Genomic DNA, 22,849 nt, shown 5'->3' with positions numbered 1-22,849 from the left:
CGATGGCTGAAGCAAACTCTGCGCCGCTGACCATCGGCGGCAAGCCGCTCACCGGCGGCATGCTGTGGCTGGCGGCCCTGGTGCTGGCCGCTGCCAACTTTGTGGCCGTGCTGGACATGACGATTGCCAACGTCTCGGTGCCCAGCATTGCCGGCAACCTGGGCGCCACCACCAGCCAGGGCACCTGGGTGATCACCAGCTACGCCGTGGCCGAGGCCATCAGCGTGCCCCTGACCGGCTGGCTGGCAGCGCGCTTTGGCGCGGTGCGTGTGTTCTCCGTGGCCATGGGCCTGTTCGGTGTGGCGTCGCTGCTGTGCGGGCTGGCCAATTCGCTGGGCTTTCTGGTGTTTGCGCGCATCCTGCAAGGCTTTGCCGGCGGCCCGCTGATGCCGCTGTCGCAGACGCTGCTGCTGCGCATCTTCCCGCCGCGCATGGCGCCGGCCGCCATCGGCCTGTGGTCCATGACCACGCTGATTGCGCCGGTGCTGGGGCCGATTGTGGGCGGCTGGATCTGTGACAACTACAGCTGGCACTGGATCTTTCTGATCAACCTCCCCGTGGCCATCGGCTGTGCGTTTGCCGCCTGGAACCTGCTCAGGCGTTACGAACTGGCGCTGCGCCGCAATCCGATTGACACCGTGGGCCTGGGCCTGCTGATCGTCTGGGTGGGTGCATTGCAGCTGATGCTGGACGAAGGCAAGAACCTGGACTGGTTTGCCTCGCCCACCATCGTGGTGCTGGCTGTGGTGGCCGCCGTGGGCTTTGCGGCCTTTCTGATCTGGGAGCTGCATGAAGAGCACCCCATCGTGGACCTGCGCGTGTTCCGCCACCGGGGCTTCACCATGAGCGTGCTGACCATCAGTCTGACGTTTGCGGCCTTCTTTGCCGCGAATGTGCTGACCCCGCTGTGGCTGCAGAGCTTCATGGGCTACACGGCCACCGATTCGGGCATGGTCACGGCGTGGACCGGGCTGTTTGCGCTGTGTGTGGCGCCCATGGCGGCCGGCCTGTCGGCCAAGGTGGATCCACGCCGGCTGATCTTTGCCGGTGTGCTATGGCTGGGCCTGATGACCTTCTGGCGCACCGTGGCCACCACCGACATGGGCTACTGGGACATTGCGCTGCCGCTGATGTTCATGGGCTTCGGGCTGCCGTTCTTCTTCATCCCCACCACCGGGCTGGCGCTGGCCAGCGTGGAGCCCCAGGAGATGGACAACGCCGCCGGGCTGATGAACTTTCTGCGCACGCTCTCTGGCGCCGCTGCCGTGTCGCTGGTGAACACCGCCTGGGAAGATGGCACGACGCGCCAGCACGCCGAGCTGGTCGGGCTGACCGACCGCAGCGGCGAGGTGCTGCAGGGGCTCAAGGCATCGGGCATGTCGCCGGATGCGGCCCTGTCCGCGCTGGACCAGCTGCTGACCAGCCAGAGCGTGATGCTGGCCACCAACCAGATCATGTTCACCATCGCCATCTGCTTTGTGGTGGGGGCCTGTGTGATCTGGCTGGCCCCCAAACCCACGCGGGTGGTGGAGCCCGGGGCTGGTGGGCATTGAGCGGCACCGCCCGCACACAACCCGTGTCCCTACGAGCCTGCAGCCTCAGGCCAGGGGGCATGGGGGTGGAATGCGGCGAAGTGGACCGCGCTCGGTGGTGGGCGCAGGCTGGCGGCAACGGCCGGAGGCGTGCCGGGGATCCGGAGGGGCAGTGACCCCTTGGCCAGGCCTAGCCGCGTGTGCGCAAAGCCTTCTCGATCTTGTTGCGCGGCACGGTGGGCTTGGGGACCTTGAACGGGAACCAGTTGCGCACGTCCTCTTCCACGCCGATGCCATGCATGAAGTTGTAGATGGCTTTCTTCAGCACCGCGCCCAAGGCATCGTGGTCCACGCCGGTGGGGTCGATGAAGGCGATGTCGTTCTTGGCAAACGTCACCTCGGGCAGCGGCACCAGCTGCACGCCGTATTCCGCCGGGTTCAGGCCCACGGGCGAGTGCACCGTGCAGGCAAAGCGGTGGAAGAAGCCGCTCTGGATGCAGCCGTTCTCGAACAGCTGTCGCACATATTCCAGCGCGTCCACCGTGTCCTGGACGGTCTGTGTGGGAAAGCCGTACATCAGGTAGGCGTGCACCAGAATCCCGGCCTCGCTGAAGGCCTTGGTCACGCGCGCCACCTGTTCCACGGACACGCCTTTTTTCATCAGGTCCAGCAGCCGGTCGGATGCCACCTCCAGACCGCCCGAGACCGCAATGCAGCCGCTGTCGGCCAGCAGCTGCGTCAGCTCGGGGCTGAAGGTCTTCTCGAAGCGGATATTGCCCCACCAGCTGATGTCGCTGCCGCGCTCGATCAGCTCGGTGGCCAGGGCCTTGAGCGCCTTGGGGGGCGCCGCTTCGTCGACAAAGTGAAAACCGGTCTGCCCGGTCTCGGCCACGATGGCGTCGATGCGGTTGGCCAGCTCCACGGCGCTGGCGCCTTCGTAGCGGCCGATGTAGTCCAGGCTCACATCGCAGAAGCTGCACTTCTTCCAGTAGCAGCCATGGGCAATCGTCAGTTTGTTCCAGCGCCCGTCGCTCCACAGCCGGTGCATGGGGTTGAGCATGTCCAGCAACGACAGGTAGTCGTGGATGGGCAGGCCGTCCCAGGTGGGCGTACCCACTTCGGCAAAGGCGATGTCGGCTTCCATCATGTTGATGTACTGCACGGCCCCGGTATCGTTGCGCACATAGGTGCGCACCAGGCGCGAGCGGCCGCGCTCGCCGCGCAGGTGCTCCAGCAGGGCCAGCAGCGGGCGCTCGCCGGCGTCCAGCGTGACGAAGTCGAAGTGGTCGAACACGCGTGGCTCGGTCAGCTCGCGCAGCTCGGTGTTCACGAAACCGCCGCCCAGCACCGTGGTGATGTGGGGGAACTCGGCCTTGATGGTCTGGGCAATGCGAAACGCCGCATACACCGAGCCGGGAAAGGGCACGGACAGCAGCACCACCGTGGGCCGCTGACGCCAGATCGCCTTGCGCGTCAGCTCGGCCAGGGTCTCGTCCACCAGGGTCTGGGGTGCGGCCAGGGCCTGGGCCAGCGGCTCGAAGGTGGGCTGGCTGCCGGCCAGCGATTCGGCATAGCGCACGAATTCGAAGCGCTCGTCGGCTGCGTCACGCAGCACATCGGCCAGGTCGTTCAGGTACAGCGTGGCCAGGTGCTTGGCACGGTCGGCCTGGCCCAGGGCGCCAAAGGCCCAGCCCAGCGGGTCGCCGCTGCCGTCATCGAGGTAATGTTCCAGTGCCGCAAAGCGCGGCCCTTCGGGCAGCCAGCCACGGCCGACGATGCGGTGGCTGAGCGTGCTGTCCTTGCCCTGCAGATAGGCAATCACCTTGTTGATGGTGGCCAGGTACTGGTCGCGCTGGCCCATGAAGCTTTGCACGGCGGGGCTGAAGGCACGGTCGGGGTCGGCGTCGTACTGCGCCTGCACCAGATCGATCACCTGCTGCAGACCGTCCCTGGACAGCAGCTGCAGCACCAGGGCCAGCGCCAGGTCCTCCTGCACCGCATCCACGCCGCGCCCACGCAGAAAGCCCGTCAGGTAGGCGGTGGACGGGTAGGGCGTGTTGAGCTGCGTCATCGGCGGGATGAGCGACAGCACACGGACAGGAACGGGCGTGGTCATGGGGCAGAAAGGGCAAAAAAGAGGGCTGGGCAGTGCCCGGGCCAGGGCCGCATTGTCCCAGCATGGGGCCGGGGCTGCAGGGGCGGGGGCTTGGCGCCGTGGCCGGCGGCGAAGGATGCCATCGCCACACGCGGGATCAGCGGGGTGGATGGGGCACACCACGCGGCGGCATGCTGCTCCTAAAATGCAAGTTGCCTGTGCGCATGGTGCGCCGGCCTGACCTGCCTGTGCAGCACTGCCCGGCCGGAGCCCCTGGCCTCCGACCCGCGCGCGACAGGGCTGCACACCGCCGGTGGGGCGGCTTTTTATTTGTGAAAGAGGGTGGACGCCGATGTCCTCCTTGCCCGGGGGCGCGGCCCCCGCTTCGGCCGGTACTGCCGGTATGGCGTCGCGTTCGGCCTTGCTGGGCATTGCCCTCACGCTGTCGGCCTGTGCGCTGTTCGCCCTGCTGGACAGCGCCACCAAATATGCGGGCCTCATGTTGCCCATGCTGCTGGTGCTGTGGCTGCGCTTTCTGGCGCAGGCGCTGGTGACCACGGCCCTGGTGCTGCCCCGGCACGGCCTGGCGGCGCTGCGCACGGCGCACCCGAAGTTTCAGGCCAGCCGCGCGCTGTTCGGCATTTCCACGTCGATCTGCGCTTTCTTCTGCATCCAGAGCATGCCGCTGGGCAACTTCACGGCCATCTGGTCGGCCTGCCCCTTGCTGGTGGTGGTGGCGTCTGCCTGGCTGTACCAGGAGAAGGTCAGCCCCGTGCGCTGGCTGCTGCTGGCGGCGGGCCTGGCCTGCGTGATCGTCATCGTGCGGCCGGAACGCAGCGACCAGGCCCTGGGCTGGCAGGCATTGCTGCCGGTGGGCTTACTGGTCAGCGGCTCCGGCTATCTGCTGCTGGGCAGCCGCCTGGCGCGGCTGGATGCCCCGCACACCACGCAGCTGTATTCCACCTGGCTGCCCATGCTGCTGACCACGCCGTTTCTGCCATGGTTCTGGCAGGCGGTGGAAGGCTGGCAGCTGTGGCTGGCGGTGGCGGCCATGGGGTTGTGCAGCGGCGTGGGGCATTTGATGCTGCTGCAGGCCTATACGCACGCCACGCCGTCGGTGATCTCGCCCTTTCTGTACAGCCAGATCGGTTTTGCCATGGGCGTGGGCTGGCTGCTGTTTGGCCAGGTGCCTGATGCGCAGTCGCTGCTGGGTATGGCCGGCGTGGTGCTGTGCGGCATCTGCAGCATGTGGTTGAGTGTGCGCGGGCGGGCGTGAGTCGCCCGTCTGCGCATGTGGCTGTCCTGCGGGCAGCTGCACAGGAACAGCGGGCGCAGTAAGGTGCGCCCTGTATGGAATGAGAGAGCAGCGAGTGCGTCAAGACGATTTTTCCCCTTCCCATCCTCCCCGCAGTGCGACAGCCCCCGTGGTGGCCGATGGCCTGCCATTGCCGCAGCGGCACATCGCCATGGCCGTGATCCTGCTGGGCCTGGTGCTGTGCGTGATGGACAGCACCATGATGAACATGGCCTTGCCCCAGGTGGCGCGCCAGTGGCAGGTGGACCCGGCGCAAACGCTGTGGGTGGTGAATGCCAACCAGATCGCTTCCCTGGTGCTGCTGCTGCCGCTGGCCGCACTGGGCGACCGCATGGGCTATCGCCGTGTCTATCTGGGGGGCATGGTGATCTTTGGCCTGGCCAGCGTGGGCGCGCTGCTGGCGCCTTCGCTGCCCTGGCTGATCGTGGCGCGTGCGCTGCAGGGCCTGGGCGCGGCCGGGGTGTTGAGCGTCAACGCCTCGCTGGTGCGGCTGATCTACCCGCGTGCCCAGCTGGGCAAGGGCATGGCGCTCAATTCCCTGACGGTGGCCCTGTCGTTTGTGGCCGGCCCGGCCGTGGCGGCGGCGGTGATTTCGCTGGGCGACTGGCGCTGGCTGTTTGCCCTGCACCTGCCGCTGGCACTGGCCATCAGCTGGCTGGGCACACGTTCGCTGCCACAACCGGTGCCGCAGGCCGCCGCCGCACAGCAGCCGCTGTCCTGGCTGGACGGCGTGCTGAACATCGTGATGTTTGCCAGCCTGTTCCTGGGCGTGGACCGGCTCAGCCACCTGCAACCCGGCGGCAGCCTGTGGCCGGCCGCGCTGTGGCTGGGTCTGGGGGTGGGCGTGGGTGCCTGGTATCTGCGGCGCCAGCGCCGTCTGAGTGCGCCGATGTTTCCGCTGGATCTGCTGCGCATCCCGGTGTTTGCGCTGTCCATGTGTGCTTCCATCACGGCGTTCTGTGCCCAGACCATGGCATTTCTGGCCCTGCCATTCCTGTTGATCGAGGCGCGCGGTCTGCCCACGGGGCAGGCCGGGCTGCTGATCAGCGCCTGGCCGCTGGCCCTGGCCATCTCTGCGCCCTGGGTGGGGCGGATGATCGGCCGCTGGCCGGCGGGCCGCCTGGGCGCCGTGGGCATGGCGCTGTTTGCCCTGGGGCTGTGGGCGCTGGCACTGCTGCCGCAGGATGCGTCGAACTGGAACGTGGTGTGGCGCATGGCGCTGTGCGGTATGGGCTTTGCCTTCTTCCAGTCGCCGAACAATTTCACCATCGTCACGTCGGCGCCCCTGCACCGCAGCGGCGCCGCCAGCGGCATGCTGGGCGCCGCCCGCCATGTGGGCCAGGGCCTGGGCGCGGTGCTGCTGGCAGCGGCCTTCCTGGTGTGGAACCGTGAACCCGGCCAGGCCGAGCAGTACGCACTGCTGCTGTCCGGGTGCTGCGCGGTGCTGGCCGGCTGCTTCAGCGTGCTGCGCAAGGCACCGGCCAAGGCGTGAGCGCAGGGAGTGGCAGCTACCGGACCGCACATTGCAAAGAATTTGTCGCGAATTTTCTGGAGCGCCAAAAAATGCTGCTAGAATTGCAGCTTCTCTAGGGGAGTCGCCAAGCTGGTTAAGGCACCGGATTTTGATTCCGGCATGCGAAGGTTCGAATCCTTCTTCCCCTGCCAAGATCTGCAAACCCCGACTGCGCAAGCAGTCGGGGTTTTGCTTTTTCTGCCGGCCAATCGATCACCGTCTTTACGCGCCGTCCTGTGTGCGTTCCGTCTGGCAGTGCCGAAGGCCCCCAACAGCAACGCCCTTGCAGGGCAAGGGCGTCATTCGCAGATTCGCCGGTGCGGACACCGGCGTGGCGCGGTCAGTGGCCGTGCGCGGCGTTCGGGTCCGAGACGCCGGAGTACACCCCGGGCTCTGCCTGGCCGCTGACCTCCAGAATGCCGACCAGGCCCTTGCCGGTGCGTGACAGCGCATGGTCCACCAGCAGGTAGTTGCCGGGCACCTGCGGTGTCAGCTCGACGATGGCGGCACCTCCCGGGGGCACCACCGTGGTCTGCACGTTGTGCTTGATGGCGGTGAGCGAGGCTTCGTCATACACCTTGTCGAACACTTCGCCGATCACGTGGAAAGACGAGATCTTGTTGGGCCCGCCCACGCCGAAGTAGATGCGCACCTTCTCACCCACCTTGGCCTTGAGCTTGTGCTCCTTGGTCAGCGCCCCCACGGCGCCGTTGAACACGTAGTACTGCGGCAGTTCCGCGGCCATCTTGTCGAAGTCCACTTCCTGGTGGGTCTTGGCCCCGATGGGACGGGTGGTGTACATCTCGCCCTGCATCACATAGAACTCCTTGTCCACCTGGGGCAGGCCGCCTTCGGGCTCCACCAGGATCATGCCGTACATGCCTGCCATGATGTGGTGGGGCACGAGCGGCGTGGCGCAGTGGTACACGTACAGGCCGGGGTTCAGTGCCTTGAAGGTGATGGTCTTTTCCTGGCCGGGCGGCACCTGGGTGTGCTCGCCGCCGCCCAGGCCGCCGTTGACGGCATGCAGGTCGATGGAGTGGATCATCTTGCTGCTCTTGGCATTGGCCAGCGTCAGCTCCATGGTGTCGCCTTGCTTCATGCGCAGCATGGGGCCGGGCACCTGCTTGTCGAACGTCCAGTAGGTGAAGGTGGTGCCATCATCCAGCTGGCCCACCAGTTCCACGGTCTCGATGCGTTTGTGGTGCTTTTGCGGGCCCGTGGCCTTCACGGCAGGCGGCACGGCACTGGGGTCGGCGGCAATGCTCACGGCACCGGCCAGGGCCGGGGCCATCGCGGCGGCTGGCGTGTACAGGGCTTCGGGACCGGGGGCGTTCTTTTGCACGGCCTTTTCGGCTTCGACCGTGCTGCCCTTGACCTCCAGCTTGCCTTCCATGCCGATCTGGCGGTGGCCGGGGATGGTGCAGTAGTAGCTGAAGGTGCCTGCCTTGGTCACCTGGAAGCGCAGCGTGGCCGGGCCCGTGTCGGCATTCACCTTCTTGGAAACCACATTCAGGCCTTCGACGGCCAGATCGTGCTCGGCACCTTCGCCGCTCTGGAGCACGATCTCCACTGTGTCGCCCACTTCGGCCACGATGGTGGGGTTCACCTGGCCTTTGGCGTTCACATAGACCATCTTGCCGTCGACGATGTTGGTCGTCAGTGCCACTTTGCGCACCTGGGCGGTGGCGGCTTTCTTGGCGGCAGTGGCGGTGGGTGCCGCCTGTGCACTGCCGAGGCTGGGCGCCAGATTCAGTGCCAGGGCGATGGCGAAGGCAACGGGGGTCAGGCAACGTGTCGAGGTCATACGCTTCTCCTTGTAATCCCGGCAATCGGACTGCGGTGGCCAGGAATTTGGGCACCCCATCTGCTGCCGTTGAAGGGAATTCTTCGGAGATTCGGAGGACGTCGATTTGCGTTGGATCAAGCGCGAAATGGCGTGGCGCAGGCCAACCACACAAACCGCGTAGGGCCAATAAAAGGAGTGCAATCAGCCCTTTATGCCCAGACGACGCGCCAGTTTGTGCAGATTGCTGCTATCGATCTGCAAGCTCTTGGCGGCGGCGCTCCACACGCCCTGGTGCTGGCCCAGCGCCTGTTCGATCGCGCTGCGCTGCACATGGTCCACCTGCTCGCGCAGGGAACTGAAGGTGCTGCTCACCTGGCCTGCCATCGCGCCGGGCAGGGCGGCTCCGGGGGCGAGTGCCGGTGCCGACAGCGGCGCGGCCTCCAGGTCCAGCGAGGCCGCATCCAGGCTGACGATGTCGGTGCGGCGTGCCCCGTAGCTGACGGCCTTGAGCGCGGCGCGGCTGATGACATGCTCCAGCTCGCGCACATTCCCGGGCCAGGCATAGCGGCGCATGGCAAGCTGGGCATCGCTGGTCAGGCGCAGGCTGCGCAGGCCCAGGCGGCTGCGGTTGAGCTCCAGAAAACGTCCGGCCAGCAGCAGCACATCGTCGCCGCGTTCGCGCAGCGGCGGCACATGCAGGGGGTAGACCGACAGTCGGTGGAACAGATCGGCGCGGAAGCCGCCGTCGCGCACCTGTTCGTTCAGGGCGCGGTTGGTGGCGGCAATGATGCGCACATCCACCTTGCGCGGCTGGTCGGCGCCCAGGCGCTGGATCTCTCCGTTCTGCAAGGCGCGCAGCAGCTTGGCCTGCACGGGCAGCGTGAGCTCGCCCACCTCGTCCAGAAACAGGGTGCCCTGGTCCGCACTTTCAAACCGCCCGGCGCGGGCGGCCACCGCACCGGAGAACGCGCCCCGGGCATGGCCGAACAGCTCGCTCTCGGCCAGGGTGTCGGGCAAGGCGGCGCAGTTCACATGCACCATGGGCTGCTGGCGACGGCGTGACAGCTGGTGCAGCCGGCGCGCAAACAGCTCCTTGCCCACGCCGGTTTCGCCCAGCAGCAGCACCGGCATATCGGTTTCGGCCACCACGGCCAGTTCTTGCTGCAACCGCAGGAGGGCAGGGCTTTGGCCCACGATGTCCTGCAGTGCGGCGGGCGTGGCATCGGAAGGCTGGGCGCTGCGCGACAGGCGCAGCGCCCGCACCTCGGATTCGAGGTGCGCCATGCGCACCGTGGCCTCGATCAGCGGCACCCGCGCCTGCAGGCGCTCCTGGGCCTGGTCGTCGAACGTGCCGATGTCCAGGGCGTCCAGCGTGATCACCCCCCAGTGCCAGCCTTCGATGGAAATGCCCAGTCCCATGCAGTCGTGCACGGGCAGCGCCTGGCCTGCACGTTCGGTGAGCAGGCCGTCATAGGGGTCGGGCAGGCTGCTGTCGTGGTGAAAGCGTGTGAGCTCGCCGCTGCGGGACAGGATGGTGGCCAGGCGCGGGTGCTGGCTGACGGTGAAGCGCCGGCCCAGGGCTTCCTGCACCAGGCCTGCCGCGGCCACCGGGCGCAGGCATTCGCCTTCCAGCCGCAGCAAGGCCACTGCGCCGCAGTGAAATTCGGCTTGCAGGCTTTCGACCAGGCGTTGCAGGCGCACGGCCTGCGGCAATTCGGTGGAAAGATCGGACAGGACCAGGGAGTCGAGCATGGTGAAAACAACCGGATGGGGTATTTGTGACCGAATCAAGCGGGGTGCATCCTACCCATGGATGCGCTAACTGCTTGATTCTCAAGGAGGGGGATGCAGGCATGGTTTGCGCTAGCGCAAAGGCATCACCTGTTACCTCAAAGGTTTGCCATGTCTCTCGTGCACCAATCCGTCGGCAGCATTGCCAAACAAATCCCCGGCGCCACTGCGGTGTTCCACAAATACGACCTGGATTTCTGCTGCGGCGGCAAGCACAGCCTGGCCCAGGCGGCCCAGGCCAAGCAGGTCGACCCTGCGGCGGTTGAAGCCGAGCTGATGCGTTTGCCTGCCGTGGCAGCACAGGCCGATGCAGAGTCAGCGGCGGTTGCGGCCTGCGACGCCGGCCACAGCGACGTGCTGATCGAGCACATCCTGCAGCGCTACCACGAGGTGCACCGCCAGCAGTTGCCGGAGCTGATCCGCCTGGCCCACCGCGTGGAGCAGGTGCATGGCGACCGTGCCGATTGCCCGGTCGGTCTGGCAGCCCATCTGGAAGCCATGTTCCAGGCGCTGCAAAGCCATATGCTGAAGGAAGAAAGAATCCTGTTCCCGCTGCTGCTCGCCCAGCGCAATGCCCAGGCCCGGATGCCGATTGCGGTGATGCGCCATGAACACGACCAGCATGGCGATGAGCTGCAGAAACTGCTGGATCTGACCGACCACATCACGCCGCCGCGTTCCGCATGCACCACCTGGCGTGCGCTGTATGCGGGACTGCGCGAGTTCAAGGAAGACCTGATGCAGCACATCCACCTGGAAAACAATGTGCTGTTCCTGCACACGGAGCAGACCGCAGCAGCTGTGTGATCGGTACTACCGCCTGTAGGAATTTTTTCCGATGGATGTATCAGGCCGTAAAAAAGCGTTATCGGAGCGCTTTTTTATGAGATTTTGTCGCAAACCCAACCAATGGAGTTTCGCGATATGCCCCCTAGCGTCGAGCGTCGTCCCCAGTTTGTTGTGCCTTTGCAGGGTTCCCTGGTTCTCTCCGATTCCTGCAGCCAGAGGGCTGCCAGCCTCTCTCCCCGCGCCACCCCGGTGGCCGTTCACCGTCCCCTTGATGCGGTGCTGGCCCCCGCACCGCATCCCTCCAGCAAACCCTTGTCGCCGCGGTTGCCGCTGCGCCGTGCCATCGCACTGGCGAGTGCAGTGGCCATGCTGGGCTGGGGTGTTCCGGCAGCACGTGCGCAAGACAGCGCAGGCGGGTGCTCTGCGACCCCGGGCGCCACCTGTACCGGGGGGGCGCCCGGTGCGCCGAACGGAGGCGCAGGCGGCAATGCGAGCGATGCCAACGGCACCGGTGGCAGTGGCGGCGGCGGTGGTGGCGTGGACGCCAGTGGCACTGCCGGCAACGGCGGGGCGGGTGGCGCAGGCGGTGCCAATGCCGGTGGCGGTGGCAACGGAGGGGACGGGACGGCAGGCTCGGGGGCTGCAATCTTTCCCGGTGGCGCAGGCGGTACCGGCGGCACGGGGGGCTCGGCCAACACCACCGGACCCACGGCCAATGGTGCAGGTGGTGGCGGCGGGGGGGCGGGTGGGACGGGCGCCGTCCTGACGGCCGGTGGCACCAACACCCAGACCGTCAGCGGCGGCAACGGTGGTAACGGCGGTGGCGGTGGTGGCATGGACACCACCGGCAGCGGCGGCGGAGGCAATGGCGGTGGCGGCGGCGAAGGCGGCGCAGGGGTCGTGCTGACGACATCGGGCGAGTCCACGAACAACGGGGCGGTCGTGGGCGGCAATGGCGGCAGCGGCGGCGGTGGCGGTGGCTTCGGCAATGCCGGCCAACAAGGCCTTGGCCACGCCAACAATCTCATTGCGGGCAACGGCGGCAACGGCGGCGCAGGGGGCGACGCCGTGGTCTCGCTGCAAGGGGGCACCTTCACCAACAACGCCGGAGCGACCGTGACCGGGGGCAACGGCGGCAATGGCGGTGGCTCCGGCTCGGTCAGTGCGGTTGCCGGCGTCACCCCCTATGGCGGTAGCGGTGGCGATGCCGGTGCGGGCGGGCACGGTGCCACCGTGTCCGGCGGCAGCACGGTCAACAACAGCGGCACCATCACCGGCGGCAATGGCGGCAATGGCGAGAACGGGGGCTTTGCGCTGGCCACCAGCGGCACAGCCGCCGTTGCGGGCAGCGGTGGCCTGGGGGGCGCCGGCGGCGTCGGCGTACTGGTCAACGGCAACGGCACCGTGCTGAACCAGCAAACCGGCACGATTCGCGGCGGCAATGGCGGCACCGGCGGTGGCGGTAATGCGCAGAGCCAGGTCGGCGCGGGCGGTGCAATCACGGGGGGCGTGGGGGCGGATGGTGGGGCCGGTGGGGACGGCGTGAAGCTGGACGGCGGCGGCATCGTCATCAACAGCGGCCAGATTCTGGGCGGCGCCGGCAACCGCGGCGGCGGTGCGGGGAACAGCACAGGAGCGGGAACCGGCGGCGAAGCGGCCGCCGGCGGCAACGGCGTATCGCTCAACAGCGGCAATGTGTTCAATACCGCCACGGGCCGCATCGTCGGCGGTACGGGGGGCGACGACAGCGCCGGTGGTGGCGGCAGCGGCGGCCTGGGTGGCGACGGGATCCTGCTCAGCGGCAATGGCATCGTCACCAACAGCGGTGCGGTGATCGGCGGCGACGGCGGCAACGGCGGCAACGGGGCGAATACCTCCGGCGGATCCGGCAGTGAAGGGGGGGCCGGCATACGCATCGGCGGCACCGGTACCGTGAACATCGTGAGCGGCGGGACAGCCAAGGGCGGCGCAGGCGGCACCGGTGGCGGAGCGGGCAATGCGGCGTCGGCCGGTGGCAATGGCGGTGCGGGCGGCGCAGGCCTGATCGTGACCGACGGCGGTACCGTCTCCAATGGCGGAACCATCACCGGTGGTGATGGCAACCGTGGCGGCGGCGGCGGCGCCAGCAGCGTGGGCGGCACGGGCGGAGCCGGCGGTGCGGGGGTGCTGGTCACCAACAACGGCGGGCGCATCCTCAACACGGGCAGCATTGTCGGCGGTACCGGCGGCGGCACCAGCACCGGCGGTACGGCAGGGGTGGATGGGGCTGGTGGCGTCGGCGTGCAGGGGCAGAACATCACCGTGGAGAACAGCGGCACCATCAGCGGTGGGTTGTCCGGTTCCGGTGTCCAGAGCGACGCCGTGCTGTTCACGGCCGGCACCAACTCGCTGGAACTGCGCGCAGGCTCGGTCATCAATGGCACGGTCAACGCGAATACCGGCACCAACACGCTGATTCTGGGCGGCGACCAGAACGCTGCATTCGATGCATCGCGCATCGGGCCATCGGCGCAATACCAGGGGTTTGGGGCGTACCACAAGACCGGTACCAGCGTCTGGACGCTGAACAACACGACGACGGCGCTGACCCCGTGGACCTTGTTCGATGGCACGCTGCTCGTCAGCCAGGATGGCAGCCTGGGCGCACCGGCCGGCACACTCACCTTCAATGGCGGCACGCTGCAGCTGGGCGCCAGCTTCGACCTGGCGGCGGGGCGTCCCGTCGTGCTCGATACCGATGGCGGCACCATCGACACCCAGGCATTCAACACCACCATCACCCAAGGCATCACGGGCACGGGCGCGCTCACGAAGCTGGGCTCCGGCATGCTGCTGCTCAATGGCAACAACAGCTACAGCGGTGCGACGAATGTGAACGCCGGCACGCTGGCGGTGGGTGCACCTACCTCGCCCACGGCCGCGCTCTCCGGCGGAGGGACGGTGACCGTGGCCAGCGGTGCAACCCTGGGCGGCTATGGCAGCGTGACCGGTGACGTGCAGAACAACGGCACCCTGGCCGCTGCCAATGCCATTGCGGCGTTTGCGGCCGGAAGTGCCGGCAATTTCACGGTGCAGGGCGATGTCGTCAACGCGGGCCTGCTGCAGCTGGCGGGCAGCAGCGTCGGCAACACTTTCACGGTGGCCGGCAACTATGTGGGCCAGAACGCTACGGCAACGCTGAGCACGCAACTGGTCAGCGACAATTCACCGACCGACCGGATTGTCATCAACGGCGGAAGCGCCACCGGTTCGACGGCGCTGAAGATCGTGAACGCGGGCGGCACCGGGGCGCAGACCTATGCCGACGGCATCCAGGTGGTGCTGGCCACCAATGGCGCAACGACAGCGACCAGCGCCTTCAGCGGCGGCTCGGTCAGTGTGGGCGCCTACACCTATTACCTCTACCGTGGCGGTGTGAACGCCGGCACGGAAAACAACTGGTACCTGCGTTCGCGCACGCCGGATACCACCACCCCGCCGCCGCTGGTGGTTGATCCCATCGTGCCGATTCCGCCCACCACCGACCCGGGCACACCGATCTACCGCCCGGAGGTGCCGGTCTATGGCGCCATTCCGTCGCTGGCGCGTGAGCTGGCCGTGCAGCAGATCGGCACGTTCCACGATCGTCTGGGCGGGCAGCCGCTGCTGTCCGCCGACGGCAGCTTGCGCGCCGGATGGGGGCGGGTCTGGGGAGATCGCCTGTCGCAGGACCTGAGCGGCGGCGTCAACCCTTCGTTCAAGGGGACGATCGCCGGCTTCCAGGTGGGCAAGGACGTCTACAGCGCCTTGACCGAAAGCGGGCATCGCAACCACTACGGTCTGTTCGCAGGTTACGCGCGTGCCAGCGGCGACGTCAAAGGCTTCGCGCTGGCAACGCGGAACCTGTCTGCCGGCAGCCTGACAATGAACTCGTTCAGCCTGGGCGGCTACTGGACGCACCTCACCCCGAGCGGCGCCTATGCCGACACGGTGCTGATGGGCACGACTTCGTCGGTCGATCCCAGCTCGCTGATGGGCAACACCGCATCGACGCGGGCCAACGCCTTCACGGCCTCGGTCGAGGGCGGGGTGCCGTTCGTGCTGTCACAAGACACCACGCTGGAGCCCCAGGCGCAGCTGATCTACCAGTACACCCACATCAACGACCTGACCGATCCGGCATCCCGGGTCACGTTCAGCAGCGCGAACGAACTGATCGGGCGCCTGGGTCTGCGCCTGCAGTCTCAGTTCCAGTCCCGGGGCATGGACTGGAAGCCCTATCTGCGGCTGGACGTGCTGCGCTACTTCGGCGGCTCCGATTCGGTGACCTATGCCGGGCAGGACCGGTTCACGACCCAGGTCGGCTCGACGCAGGCGCACCTGGGTGGCGGCATCTATGCCCAGGTGAACCGGAACACCAGCGTCTATCTGACGGCAGGCTACTGGTTCAATCTGGGCGGCGATCGCCGGCGCACGGTGCAAGGCAATGCGGGCGTGCGCCTGACCTGGTGAGCTGTTGAGATGGTGAGGAAAGGGCTCCCCCGCCAGGGGGGAGCGCATCGGCGCCGCAGCAGTGGGCAGCGCCATGGCGATGGGCAGGGGGCTGTGCCGTCCGGCTTAGCCCAGCTCCGGCTCGGGCTGTCTCCAGAGCCATACCTGGACGCCCAGCATGCACAGCACGGCCACCACGACCAGCCAGGCGTGCGGGACCATGGCAACCATCAGCACGGTGCAGACGGCCATCGAAGCCGTGGCCATCCACTTGGCCTTGCGCCGGATGCGGCGGCCGTTGTGCCAATCGCGCAGCAGCGGGCCGAAGAGGCGGTGCCGCAGCAGCCAGGCGTGAAAGCGCGGTGAGCTGCGCGCGGAGGCCCATGCGGCAATCAGCACAAACTCCGTACTGGGCAGGCCAGGTGTGACGATGCCCAGCAGGGCCAGGCCCAGACTCACTACCGCGACGCACATCAGCAGGGCTCGCACCACGGGCGAAGCCACAGGCACGGGGGCCTGCGGGGTGGGGCTGTCTGCCGAGGCGGCGGGGGTGGCGCCGGCCTGGACGGGGCAGCAGGCCTTTTGTGCCGCAAGCGTGTCGGGGGAGTCCATCAGCCCAGCTGAAAGAAGCGCGTCAACAGCGCGCCAAAGCGGTCATAGGCCGCATTGGCACCGGCGATGATGGCATCGTGGTCGTCCGGCGTGATCTGCTCGTGGTCCAGCGAGCCGACAAAACGCCGCCAGACCACGGCACGGCCTTCAGGATAGGCGGCTAGGTTGCGTGCGCCAAATTCTGCGGACAGGCCGAGCTTGGCCTGGGCGTCCTTGAAGAGAAAAGCCGCACCCAGGGTGGAGCCTTCCGAGACATACAGCCAGCCCAGTGCCGCGGGCATCGCCACCCGGGCGCTGGCAATCGCTTCCTGCGGGGCTTCCACGCCCAGGTCGGCCAGGTCGGCCAGCGAGGCTTCCTGGCGGCCACGCACGTGCAGGTCAGCCACGGCAGCCTGCACGGCGGGGTCATGGAAGAGGTGTTCCACATCGCGTTGGAACAGGTACTGTGCGGCCACAAAACGGCCATAGGACGTGCGGCTGGAGAAAGGATCGCCTTGCGCCATCAACTGGTGCATGCGTTCGTGCTGATCGGCCGTCTCTTGCTTGAGGCGCAGGGAAAGGGCGGGGCGTTGGAGGAGGTCAGTGGTCATAGGATTGGTGTGGCAGCAAAGGCCGTGCGGGGACGGCACTTCATGCAGAGGGGGTTCGTTTTTACTGCAGCCCTCTGCGCAACGCACGTTAAAGATTCTTTAGGAAAAACGTGGCCTGGCGCGGTGCGGTGGCGGTTGCCACCGCAGTGGCCGCCGCGGTTGTGCGCGTAGGGATACGCGGGGTGTCAGAAGCCGCTTTCGCGCACCAGGACGGCGCCGATCTGGCGCCAGGCACGGCGCAGCAAACTCTCGGCCTGGCCTTCCAGCAGCGCCGTGCCGCGTACCGCCTGCTGCAGTGCGGCAGGGGGCTGCGTGCCCGGCACAGGTTCCAGCAGCACGCGGTACACCGCCTGCTCCGGCATCCAGTCCCCGTCCTCGTCGGCATGGCTGCCCCGCGGCCCTGTGGGGGCACGCACGGCAGCGATGCCACCGCCTTGCGGGGACGCCAGCTCCGGGGCCGAACGCAGCCGCCGGGTGGCGGTGGCCGAGACGTCGGCAATGCGCAGTTCCCAGGCTGGCTGCTGCGGGTTTTCGGGCAGGAAGCGCGCGGGCTTGCCCACCTGCAGCCGGCGCAGGTCCCCTTCGGCCACATAGGCCTCGACCAGCCATGCCGCAGGGTTGGCCAGGGTGCCCAGCCATTCGCCGGGGCCCAGCCATTCGCCTTCGGCCAGCGGGGCGGCCAGGTCCACCACGGTGCCCGAGAACGGCGCCGTCAGCGTCAGCTGGCGCTGCTGCCGCTCCAGCACGGCCAGCCGGTTTTCGGCCGCTTCCAGTTCGCGCTGGGCGGCGGGCACGGCGGTGGCTGTGTCGTGGCGTATGCCCTGAAAGTCGCGTTGCCAGCGCAGCAGGCCGATGCGTTGCTGCAGCGTGCCCAGTTCATGGGCCAGGTCCGGGGCATGCAGCTCGAACAGCGGCTGTCCCTGTTGCACCGCCTGTCCAGGCTGGATCAGCAGCTTCTGCAACTGGGCCCCGGTGGGTGCGATCAGCTGCATCTGCTGTGCCGCGCGGCCCAGTGCCGGGGCCTGGATGCGGGTGTGCCATGGCAGGGCGGCCGCCAGCAGGGCCAGCACCAGCAGCGCCAGGCTGGTGGTGCTGCGCAGATTCCAGCGGGCATTTCCGGCCTGCAGGCGCTGCGCCCAGGCTTTGAGTTCGGTGAAGATGGGACGGATCACGAAAAATACGATTTCGATGCAGAAGAGGACGATTCCCAGCACCTTGAATGCGAAGTGGTAGACCAGCAGCGCAATGCCCAGGAACAGAAAGAAGCGGTACAGCCAGACGGCATAGGCATAGCCGATCAGCACACGCTCACGCCAGGGGGCGAAGATTTCGGGGCGCTCATCGCCCAGGCCAAACAGCCATTCGCGCAGCTGCCAGCGGCCCAGTGCAAAGGCGCGGTTCTGCAGATTGGGGACGTTGAGCGCATCGGACAGCAGGAAATAGCCGTCAAAGCGCATGAAGGGGTTGAGGTTGACGGCCAGGGTCAGCAGCCAGGTCGTGGTCGCCAGCATGAAGGCCGCGCTGCGCAGCATGCCGTCGGGCAGAAAGCTCCAGGCCAATGTGGCCCAGGCCGCCAGGGCGGTCTCGGTCAGCATGCCGGCGCCGCCGATCACCATGCGCTGGCGGCGGCTGGAAAGCCGCCACGCTCCGGAGGTATCGGTGTACAGCACCGGCCACATCACCATGAAAGCCAGGCCCATGCTGGCGACCCGGCAGCCGTAGTGCTTGGCGGCGTAGGCATGGCCGGCTTCATGCAGCACCTTGGTGCATGCCAGGGTGATGCCGGCAATGGCTGCGCCTTCCAGCGTGAAGAAATGCAGAAAGGTGTGCACAAAGCTGTCCCACTGGCGGGTGACCAGGAACAGGCCCAGCACGCCCGCCATGGCGGTCAGCCCCGTGAACCGGCGGTTGATCAGCATGCGGCGCACCCAGGGCAGTGTCTGCCCCAGCAGGGCATCGGGCCGCAGCAGTGGGATACGGAAAAACAGGTAGTGGTGGATGACCCAGGACCACCAGCTGCTGCTGCGGCGCGCCTGTGCCTCGCGCTGGTAGCGCGCACAGGCCTGGGGGCCGGACTGCTGCAGCAAGCCCTGCTGATCGAGGAAGCGGCCCAGCTCCTCGACTTCGGCTGCGGTGGTCTGCAGGGCGGTTTCCCGGCCGATGGCCTGGGCGATGCGCTGCGGGCTGCGCAGCGCCCAGCGCGCCAGCATCTCCGCCTCGGCCCAGCCGATCTGGAAGAACAGGTTGCGGCCCGGGTCCTCCAGGGTCCAGGTCGGGGTGCCATCGTGGCTGTCCGGCGCGCGGTGCAGCAGCAGCTCCTGGCGCAAGGGCGGCAGGGCCGCCGCCTGGGGGGCACGGCCGCCCGCCGCCGGTGCGGCCTGCGCGGCAGTGGTGGCGGGCGTAGAGGTGGCAGTCGTGGTGGTGGTGGCGGCCATCAGAATCCCAGCCAGATGCGCACGGTGGCCAGCGGCCTGCGCAGCAGGTACAGCGCCAGCACGGTGCGTTCGCCGTACAGCTTGGCCGTGCCTTTCAGGCCCACGCGCAAGGCCTCATCGGTGTGCGCGCCTTCGTTCAGGCGCGCCCGGACGCGGTAGGCCAGCGTGCCATCGGCGGTGGGGCTGGCACGGTAGCTGACCCGCAGCACCGATGCGGAAATGGGGGACGCCGGAGCGGTGTTCAGGAAGAGGCGCACCTGTGCCTGTGCGGGCAGGGCGATGGCATCGGCAACCGGCAGCTGCATTTCCAGCTCGGCATCGTGGGGATCGGCCACCATCATGATGCGCTCGCCCAGGGCGACCGGCTTGCCGATCCAGTCGGCCGGATCGTCAAACAGGGCCACGCCATCCCGTTCCGCATGCAGCTGCGTGCGCGCCAGGGCCTGGGCGTAGTAGTCGACATCGGTGGCCGCCTGGTCCCGCTTGCCTTGCAGCAGGGCCAGATCGGACTTGCTGCGGGCATCGAACAAGGCCTGTTGCTGGCCGCGCCGCAGCTCGGCTTCGGCCACCGCCAGGGTCTGGCGGGCCGACTCGATGCGGCCTTCCAGTTCACGCGCATCCAGGGCCACCAGCAACTGGCCTTTGCGCACCGTCTGGTTGGGCATGACTTCGATGCGGTCCACCACGCCTTGCAGCGGTGCGCGCACGGCCTCGGGCGCACGGGCCACGACCTCGGCCGGCGCCATCACCGACTGGCGCATGGGCCACAGCAGCAGCACCAGCGCGGCCACCGCCGCCAGGGCCAGCTTGCGGGAAGGTTTTTGCGGCCACAGCTGCCGCCATCCACGTCCGGGGGCCGCATGCGCAGCATGGCGCAGTGCACGCCAGGCGTGGGCATACAGGTCTGCCGCCAATGCCAGCACCGTGGTTTCCTGGGCGGGCCAGGCCTCTTCGCGCAGCAGCAGCAGGCCGGCCGATGCCTCTCCCAGCGGGAGGGGCAGCCACCAGGCCTGGGCGGGCAGGTATTCGGCCCAGCGTGCGGCATCTTCTCCGGTTTCGGGTTTCGGCAGCGGGCCCGGCGTGGCTCCTGCGGGGCTTGCGGCATGGCGTGCCAGCAGCTGTGCGAGCCAGTGGTTGAAGGGGGCGTGCGTGTCCGGGACGGCCAGGCCGGACAGGGCGGTGATGCGGCCTTCGCGCTCGCCCGGTTCCTGCAGCCACAGCGCTGCCTGGCGGTAGGCGGCCAGGCCATGGCTGTCATTGACCATCACAAAGCCCAGGGCCTGCACATCGGTGCAGGCCCGGGCGCGTTGCCCCAGCTGGGCCAGGGCCGCCAGCAGGGCGGCGGGCTGGGCCGCTGGCTGACCAGGCGGCGGCAGCGGTGGGCGTGCGTTCATGGTTTCGGTGCCGGGGGATCGATGTGCACGCTGCCGCTCATTCCGGGCAGCAGCGGGGTCGCATGCTTGCCACGCTGGTTGCCCAGCTGGCCCACCAGCTTGACGGTCTGGCTGACCGGGTCGACGGCGCCTGCAATCCGGGCCACCGTAGCGGCATAGGTCTGGCCGGTTTCGTCCACGGTGACCTTCATCGGATAACCGGCCTTGAGCCAGCCCATCCAACGTGAAGGCACGATGGCTTCCACCTCGAAAGCGCTGTCGTCATAGATGCTGAGCAGTTCCTTGCCCTCGGCCACATGCTCTGCGGCGCGCACATAGGTCTCGCCGACCCTGCCGGCAAAGGGCGCGGTCACGGTGCACCGGCGGACCATGACGCGCTCGACACCGCTTTCCGCCTGTGCCACGGACACGGCGGCACGGGACTGCACCAGATCGCTTTGGCTGATGGAGCCCAGCTTGTCCAGCTGCTCGGCCACCTTCAGTTTCTCGCGTGCGGCGGTCTCGGCCTGGGCGGCGCGCTCCAGGCGTGCCCGGTGCAAGGCGCAGTCGTAGGCGACCAGGGTCTCCCCCTGGCGGAAGCTTTGTCCTTCGCGCACTGGAAGCTGGCTGATCTTGGCCGCCAGTTCGCTGGAGATGACCGCATGGCGCACCGCAACCAGCTGGGCGCGCATGCCGCCCGCGGCCGGCTGTGCCGGCGCCACGGGCGGTTTGGTCTGTGCCCAGGCGGCGGCTGCGCCGGCCATGGCGGCCAGTGCCACGGTGCACTGGGCGAGACGTCGGAGGCTGCGCGTCATCTCAATGGGCCTTGGCATGGGGCTCGGAGGCGGCACCACCGGTGATGGCACCCAGGTTTTCCCAGCGCTGTCCGGTCACGGTGCGCAAGGCCGGCAACGCAGCCACGGGCTGGACCACGGCGGCCTGTGCCACCGGGGTGCCGCTGGCGGGCTCCAGGGCCATGCCTTGCAGACGCGGCACTTCGATGTGCCCGCGTTCGATCAGCCGGTTGGTGTCGGCGATTTCGCGTGCCAGGCCCGCAATGCTCAGGTCGGCCACGGACTGGGGCAGCGGATCGATGCCGGCCGCTTGGTAGACCGTGTTCTGGGCATTCACCAGCTCTGCATAGCTCAGGTCCCGGGCCCGGGTGGCCAGCAGTGTTTCAACGCGTGCACGCACCAGCTCCAGCTGGGTCTCGGCATTGCTGCGCGCCGCATTCTCGGTCTGCTCCTGGATGGCGTTCTGCAGCTGGCTGAGCTCCTGTGCGCGCTCGAATGCCGCGGAGGCGCGTTCACGCTCCAGCCAGGCCACATGGACCTGGCTCAGCACGGTCATGCGCAGCGCCTGGCGGCGCATTTCCGCCACCTGCTCGCGGGAGGCGCCCGCACGCTCGATGTCCGCCCAGGACAGCACATTCAGCAGATTCCAGCTGACCTGCACGCCTGCATCTGCCCAGTTCTTGTGGGCCAGGTACTTGTTGCTGTCGTAGTTCAGCCCGCCGAAGAGCGACGCGTTGGGGAACAGGCGCAGCAGCGACATGCGTGTTTCCAGCACGGCGTTGCGGCTCAGATAGCCTTCCTCACGCAGTTCCGGGCGGCGCACCATGGACAGGGCTTCCAGGTCATTCAGTCCATACGCCATCTGGGGCTGCTTCAGCGTGGCGGCATCGGGGGCCGCCAGCGCGAACTCGGTGGCCGGTGGCAGGTTCATCAGCGTGGACAGCTTGGCCTTGGCCTGGGCCAGCTCGTTGTTCAGCGCTTCCGTCTGGCGCACCATGGTGAGCAGATCGCGCTGGTAGCGCAGTGCGACGATGGGGGCCACCAGGCGCTTTTGCTGGGTCTGGCGGGCATAGTCCAGGGTCTGGCGGGCCTGTGCCAGCGTGCTGGTCACCTGTTCCTTGAGGCGCTCGGCGGTGACCGCGTTCCAGTAGGCGGCGCGTGTTTCGCGGATGATGTCGGCCACCACACGGCGGCGGCGTTCTTCTGCGGCCAGGGCCTTGTTGCCCTGGGCCTTGGCGCCAAAGTAGCTCAGACCGAAGTCCAGCACATTCCAGGTCAGCTGCAGGTCGGCCGTGCCGCCGGAACGTTCCTGGCTGGTGGAGGGCTCCAGCGACTGGCGCCCGCTCAGCAGCGATTCGCTCGAGGAGCCGGAATCCCGGTCACGGGTGCGCAGACCGGCACGTGCCGTCAGGCGCGGCAGCATGCCTTGCTTCTGCACCTCCACCAGGTTGTCTTCCATGGCCCGTTCCATCAGTGCCAGGCGCTGCTGCAGGTTGTATTTCACGGCACGTGCAATGGCCTCATCCAGCGTGATGGGGGCCACCACCGGCTCCTGGTTGGCGAACATGGCGTGCCGGTCGCTGTTGGCCTGGGCCACCAGGTCCTGGGTGCTCAGCTGTTCCGGCGGAGTGACGGCGCAGCCGGCCAGGACGACCGTGGCCAGCACGCTCAGGGCGAGATGGCGCGGCATGGCGCGGCGGCTGGCAGGGCGGAGGGTGGAAGAGGCAGTCAATTGGTTCATGGTCATGTGC

At 67.8% G+C, this 22,849-nt stretch carries 14 protein-coding genes and 1 tRNA gene; 6 read left to right on the top strand and 9 right to left on the bottom strand.

What is annotated here, in order from left to right; all coding sequences use genetic code 11:
* The first annotated feature begins 2 nt into the window (after positions 1-2).
* A complete protein-coding gene (locus tag QM470_RS04840; protein WP_283338408.1) occupies positions 3-1,553 on the top strand; it encodes a DHA2 family efflux MFS transporter permease subunit in 1,551 nt (516 codons plus the stop codon).
* A gap of 169 nt (positions 1,554-1,722) precedes the next feature.
* On the opposite strand, the gene QM470_RS04835 is transcribed toward QM470_RS04840, so the two are convergent.
* Entirely contained in the window at positions 1,723-3,603 is a 1,881-nt protein-coding gene (locus QM470_RS04835) for a B12-binding domain-containing radical SAM protein (protein ID WP_502846809.1), read from the bottom strand.
* Positions 3,604-3,979: 376 nt separating this feature from the next.
* Between QM470_RS04835 and QM470_RS04830 the strand changes: the two genes are divergently transcribed.
* The 3 genes from QM470_RS04830 (at position 3,980) to QM470_RS04820 (ending at position 6,607) form a co-directional block, all read left to right on the top strand.
* Complete coding sequence (locus QM470_RS04830) at positions 3,980-4,903, top strand: DMT family transporter (protein WP_283338406.1); 924 nt, start codon at positions 3,980-3,982, stop codon at positions 4,901-4,903.
* A gap of 190 nt (positions 4,904-5,093) precedes the next feature.
* Positions 5,094-6,434, top strand: a complete 1,341-nt coding sequence (locus QM470_RS04825) for an MFS transporter (protein ID WP_115594690.1) — start codon at positions 5,094-5,096, stop codon at positions 6,432-6,434.
* Positions 6,435-6,530: 96 nt separating this feature from the next.
* A tRNA-Gln gene (locus QM470_RS04820) sits at positions 6,531-6,607 on the top strand.
* 188 nt (positions 6,608-6,795) lie between these two features.
* Here QM470_RS04820 and nirK read toward each other — a convergent pair.
* On the bottom strand, positions 6,796-8,262 hold the full coding sequence (gene nirK, locus QM470_RS04815) for a copper-containing nitrite reductase (protein WP_283338405.1): 1,467 nt from the start codon (positions 8,260-8,262) through the stop codon (positions 6,796-6,798).
* Positions 8,263-8,445: 183 nt separating this feature from the next.
* On the bottom strand, positions 8,446-9,996 hold the full coding sequence (gene norR, locus QM470_RS04810) for a nitric oxide reductase transcriptional regulator NorR (RefSeq protein WP_283338404.1): 1,551 nt from the start codon (positions 9,994-9,996) through the stop codon (positions 8,446-8,448).
* Between the two features lie 150 nt (positions 9,997-10,146).
* Between norR and ytfE the strand changes: the two genes are divergently transcribed.
* Complete coding sequence (ytfE, locus tag QM470_RS04805; protein ID WP_283338403.1) at positions 10,147-10,842, top strand: iron-sulfur cluster repair protein YtfE; 696 nt, start codon at positions 10,147-10,149, stop codon at positions 10,840-10,842.
* Positions 10,843-11,136: 294 nt separating this feature from the next.
* Positions 11,137-15,315 carry an autotransporter outer membrane beta-barrel domain-containing protein gene (locus QM470_RS04800; protein WP_283338402.1) on the top strand — a complete coding sequence of 1,393 codons (4,179 nt, stop codon included), beginning with the start codon at positions 11,137-11,139 and terminating at the stop codon, positions 15,313-15,315.
* A 105-nt stretch (positions 15,316-15,420) separates the two neighbouring features.
* Here QM470_RS04800 and QM470_RS04795 read toward each other — a convergent pair whose 3' ends face one another.
* From QM470_RS04795 to QM470_RS04770, 6 genes are all read right to left on the bottom strand, one after another.
* Complete coding sequence (locus tag QM470_RS04795; protein ID WP_283338401.1) at positions 15,421-15,906, bottom strand: YbaN family protein; 486 nt, start codon at positions 15,904-15,906, stop codon at positions 15,421-15,423.
* Positions 15,906-16,496, bottom strand: coding sequence for a biliverdin-producing heme oxygenase (locus QM470_RS04790; protein ID WP_283338400.1), 591 nt, complete (start codon positions 16,494-16,496; stop codon positions 15,906-15,908). Before QM470_RS04790 ends, QM470_RS04795 begins: the two co-directional genes overlap by 1 nt.
* 185 nt (positions 16,497-16,681) lie before the next feature.
* Positions 16,682-18,931, bottom strand: coding sequence for an HlyD family secretion protein (locus QM470_RS04785; protein ID WP_283338399.1), 2,250 nt, complete (start codon positions 18,929-18,931; stop codon positions 16,682-16,684).
* Complete coding sequence (locus QM470_RS04780; protein WP_283338398.1) at positions 18,931-20,325, bottom strand: efflux RND transporter periplasmic adaptor subunit; 1,395 nt, start codon at positions 20,323-20,325, stop codon at positions 18,931-18,933. The genes QM470_RS04785 and QM470_RS04780 overlap by 1 nt, the downstream gene beginning before the upstream one ends.
* Positions 20,322-21,119, bottom strand: a complete 798-nt coding sequence (locus QM470_RS04775; RefSeq protein WP_283338397.1) for an efflux RND transporter periplasmic adaptor subunit — start codon at positions 21,117-21,119, stop codon at positions 20,322-20,324. Before QM470_RS04775 ends, QM470_RS04780 begins: the two co-directional genes overlap by 4 nt.
* 1 nt (position 21,120) lies before the next feature.
* The gene (locus QM470_RS04770) at positions 21,121-22,839 is read right to left on the bottom strand and encodes a TolC family protein (RefSeq protein WP_283338396.1); all 1,719 of its coding nucleotides are present in this window, start codon (positions 22,837-22,839) and stop codon (positions 21,121-21,123) included.
* Positions 22,840-22,849 lie beyond the last annotated feature (10 nt).

Origin of the sequence: Comamonas sp. 17RB, from assembly GCF_030056555.1 — a bacterium.
Lineage (GTDB): Bacteria > Pseudomonadota > Gammaproteobacteria > Burkholderiales > Burkholderiaceae_C > Comamonas > Comamonas terrigena.
This window is presented reverse-complemented; position numbering and strand designations above follow the sequence as displayed.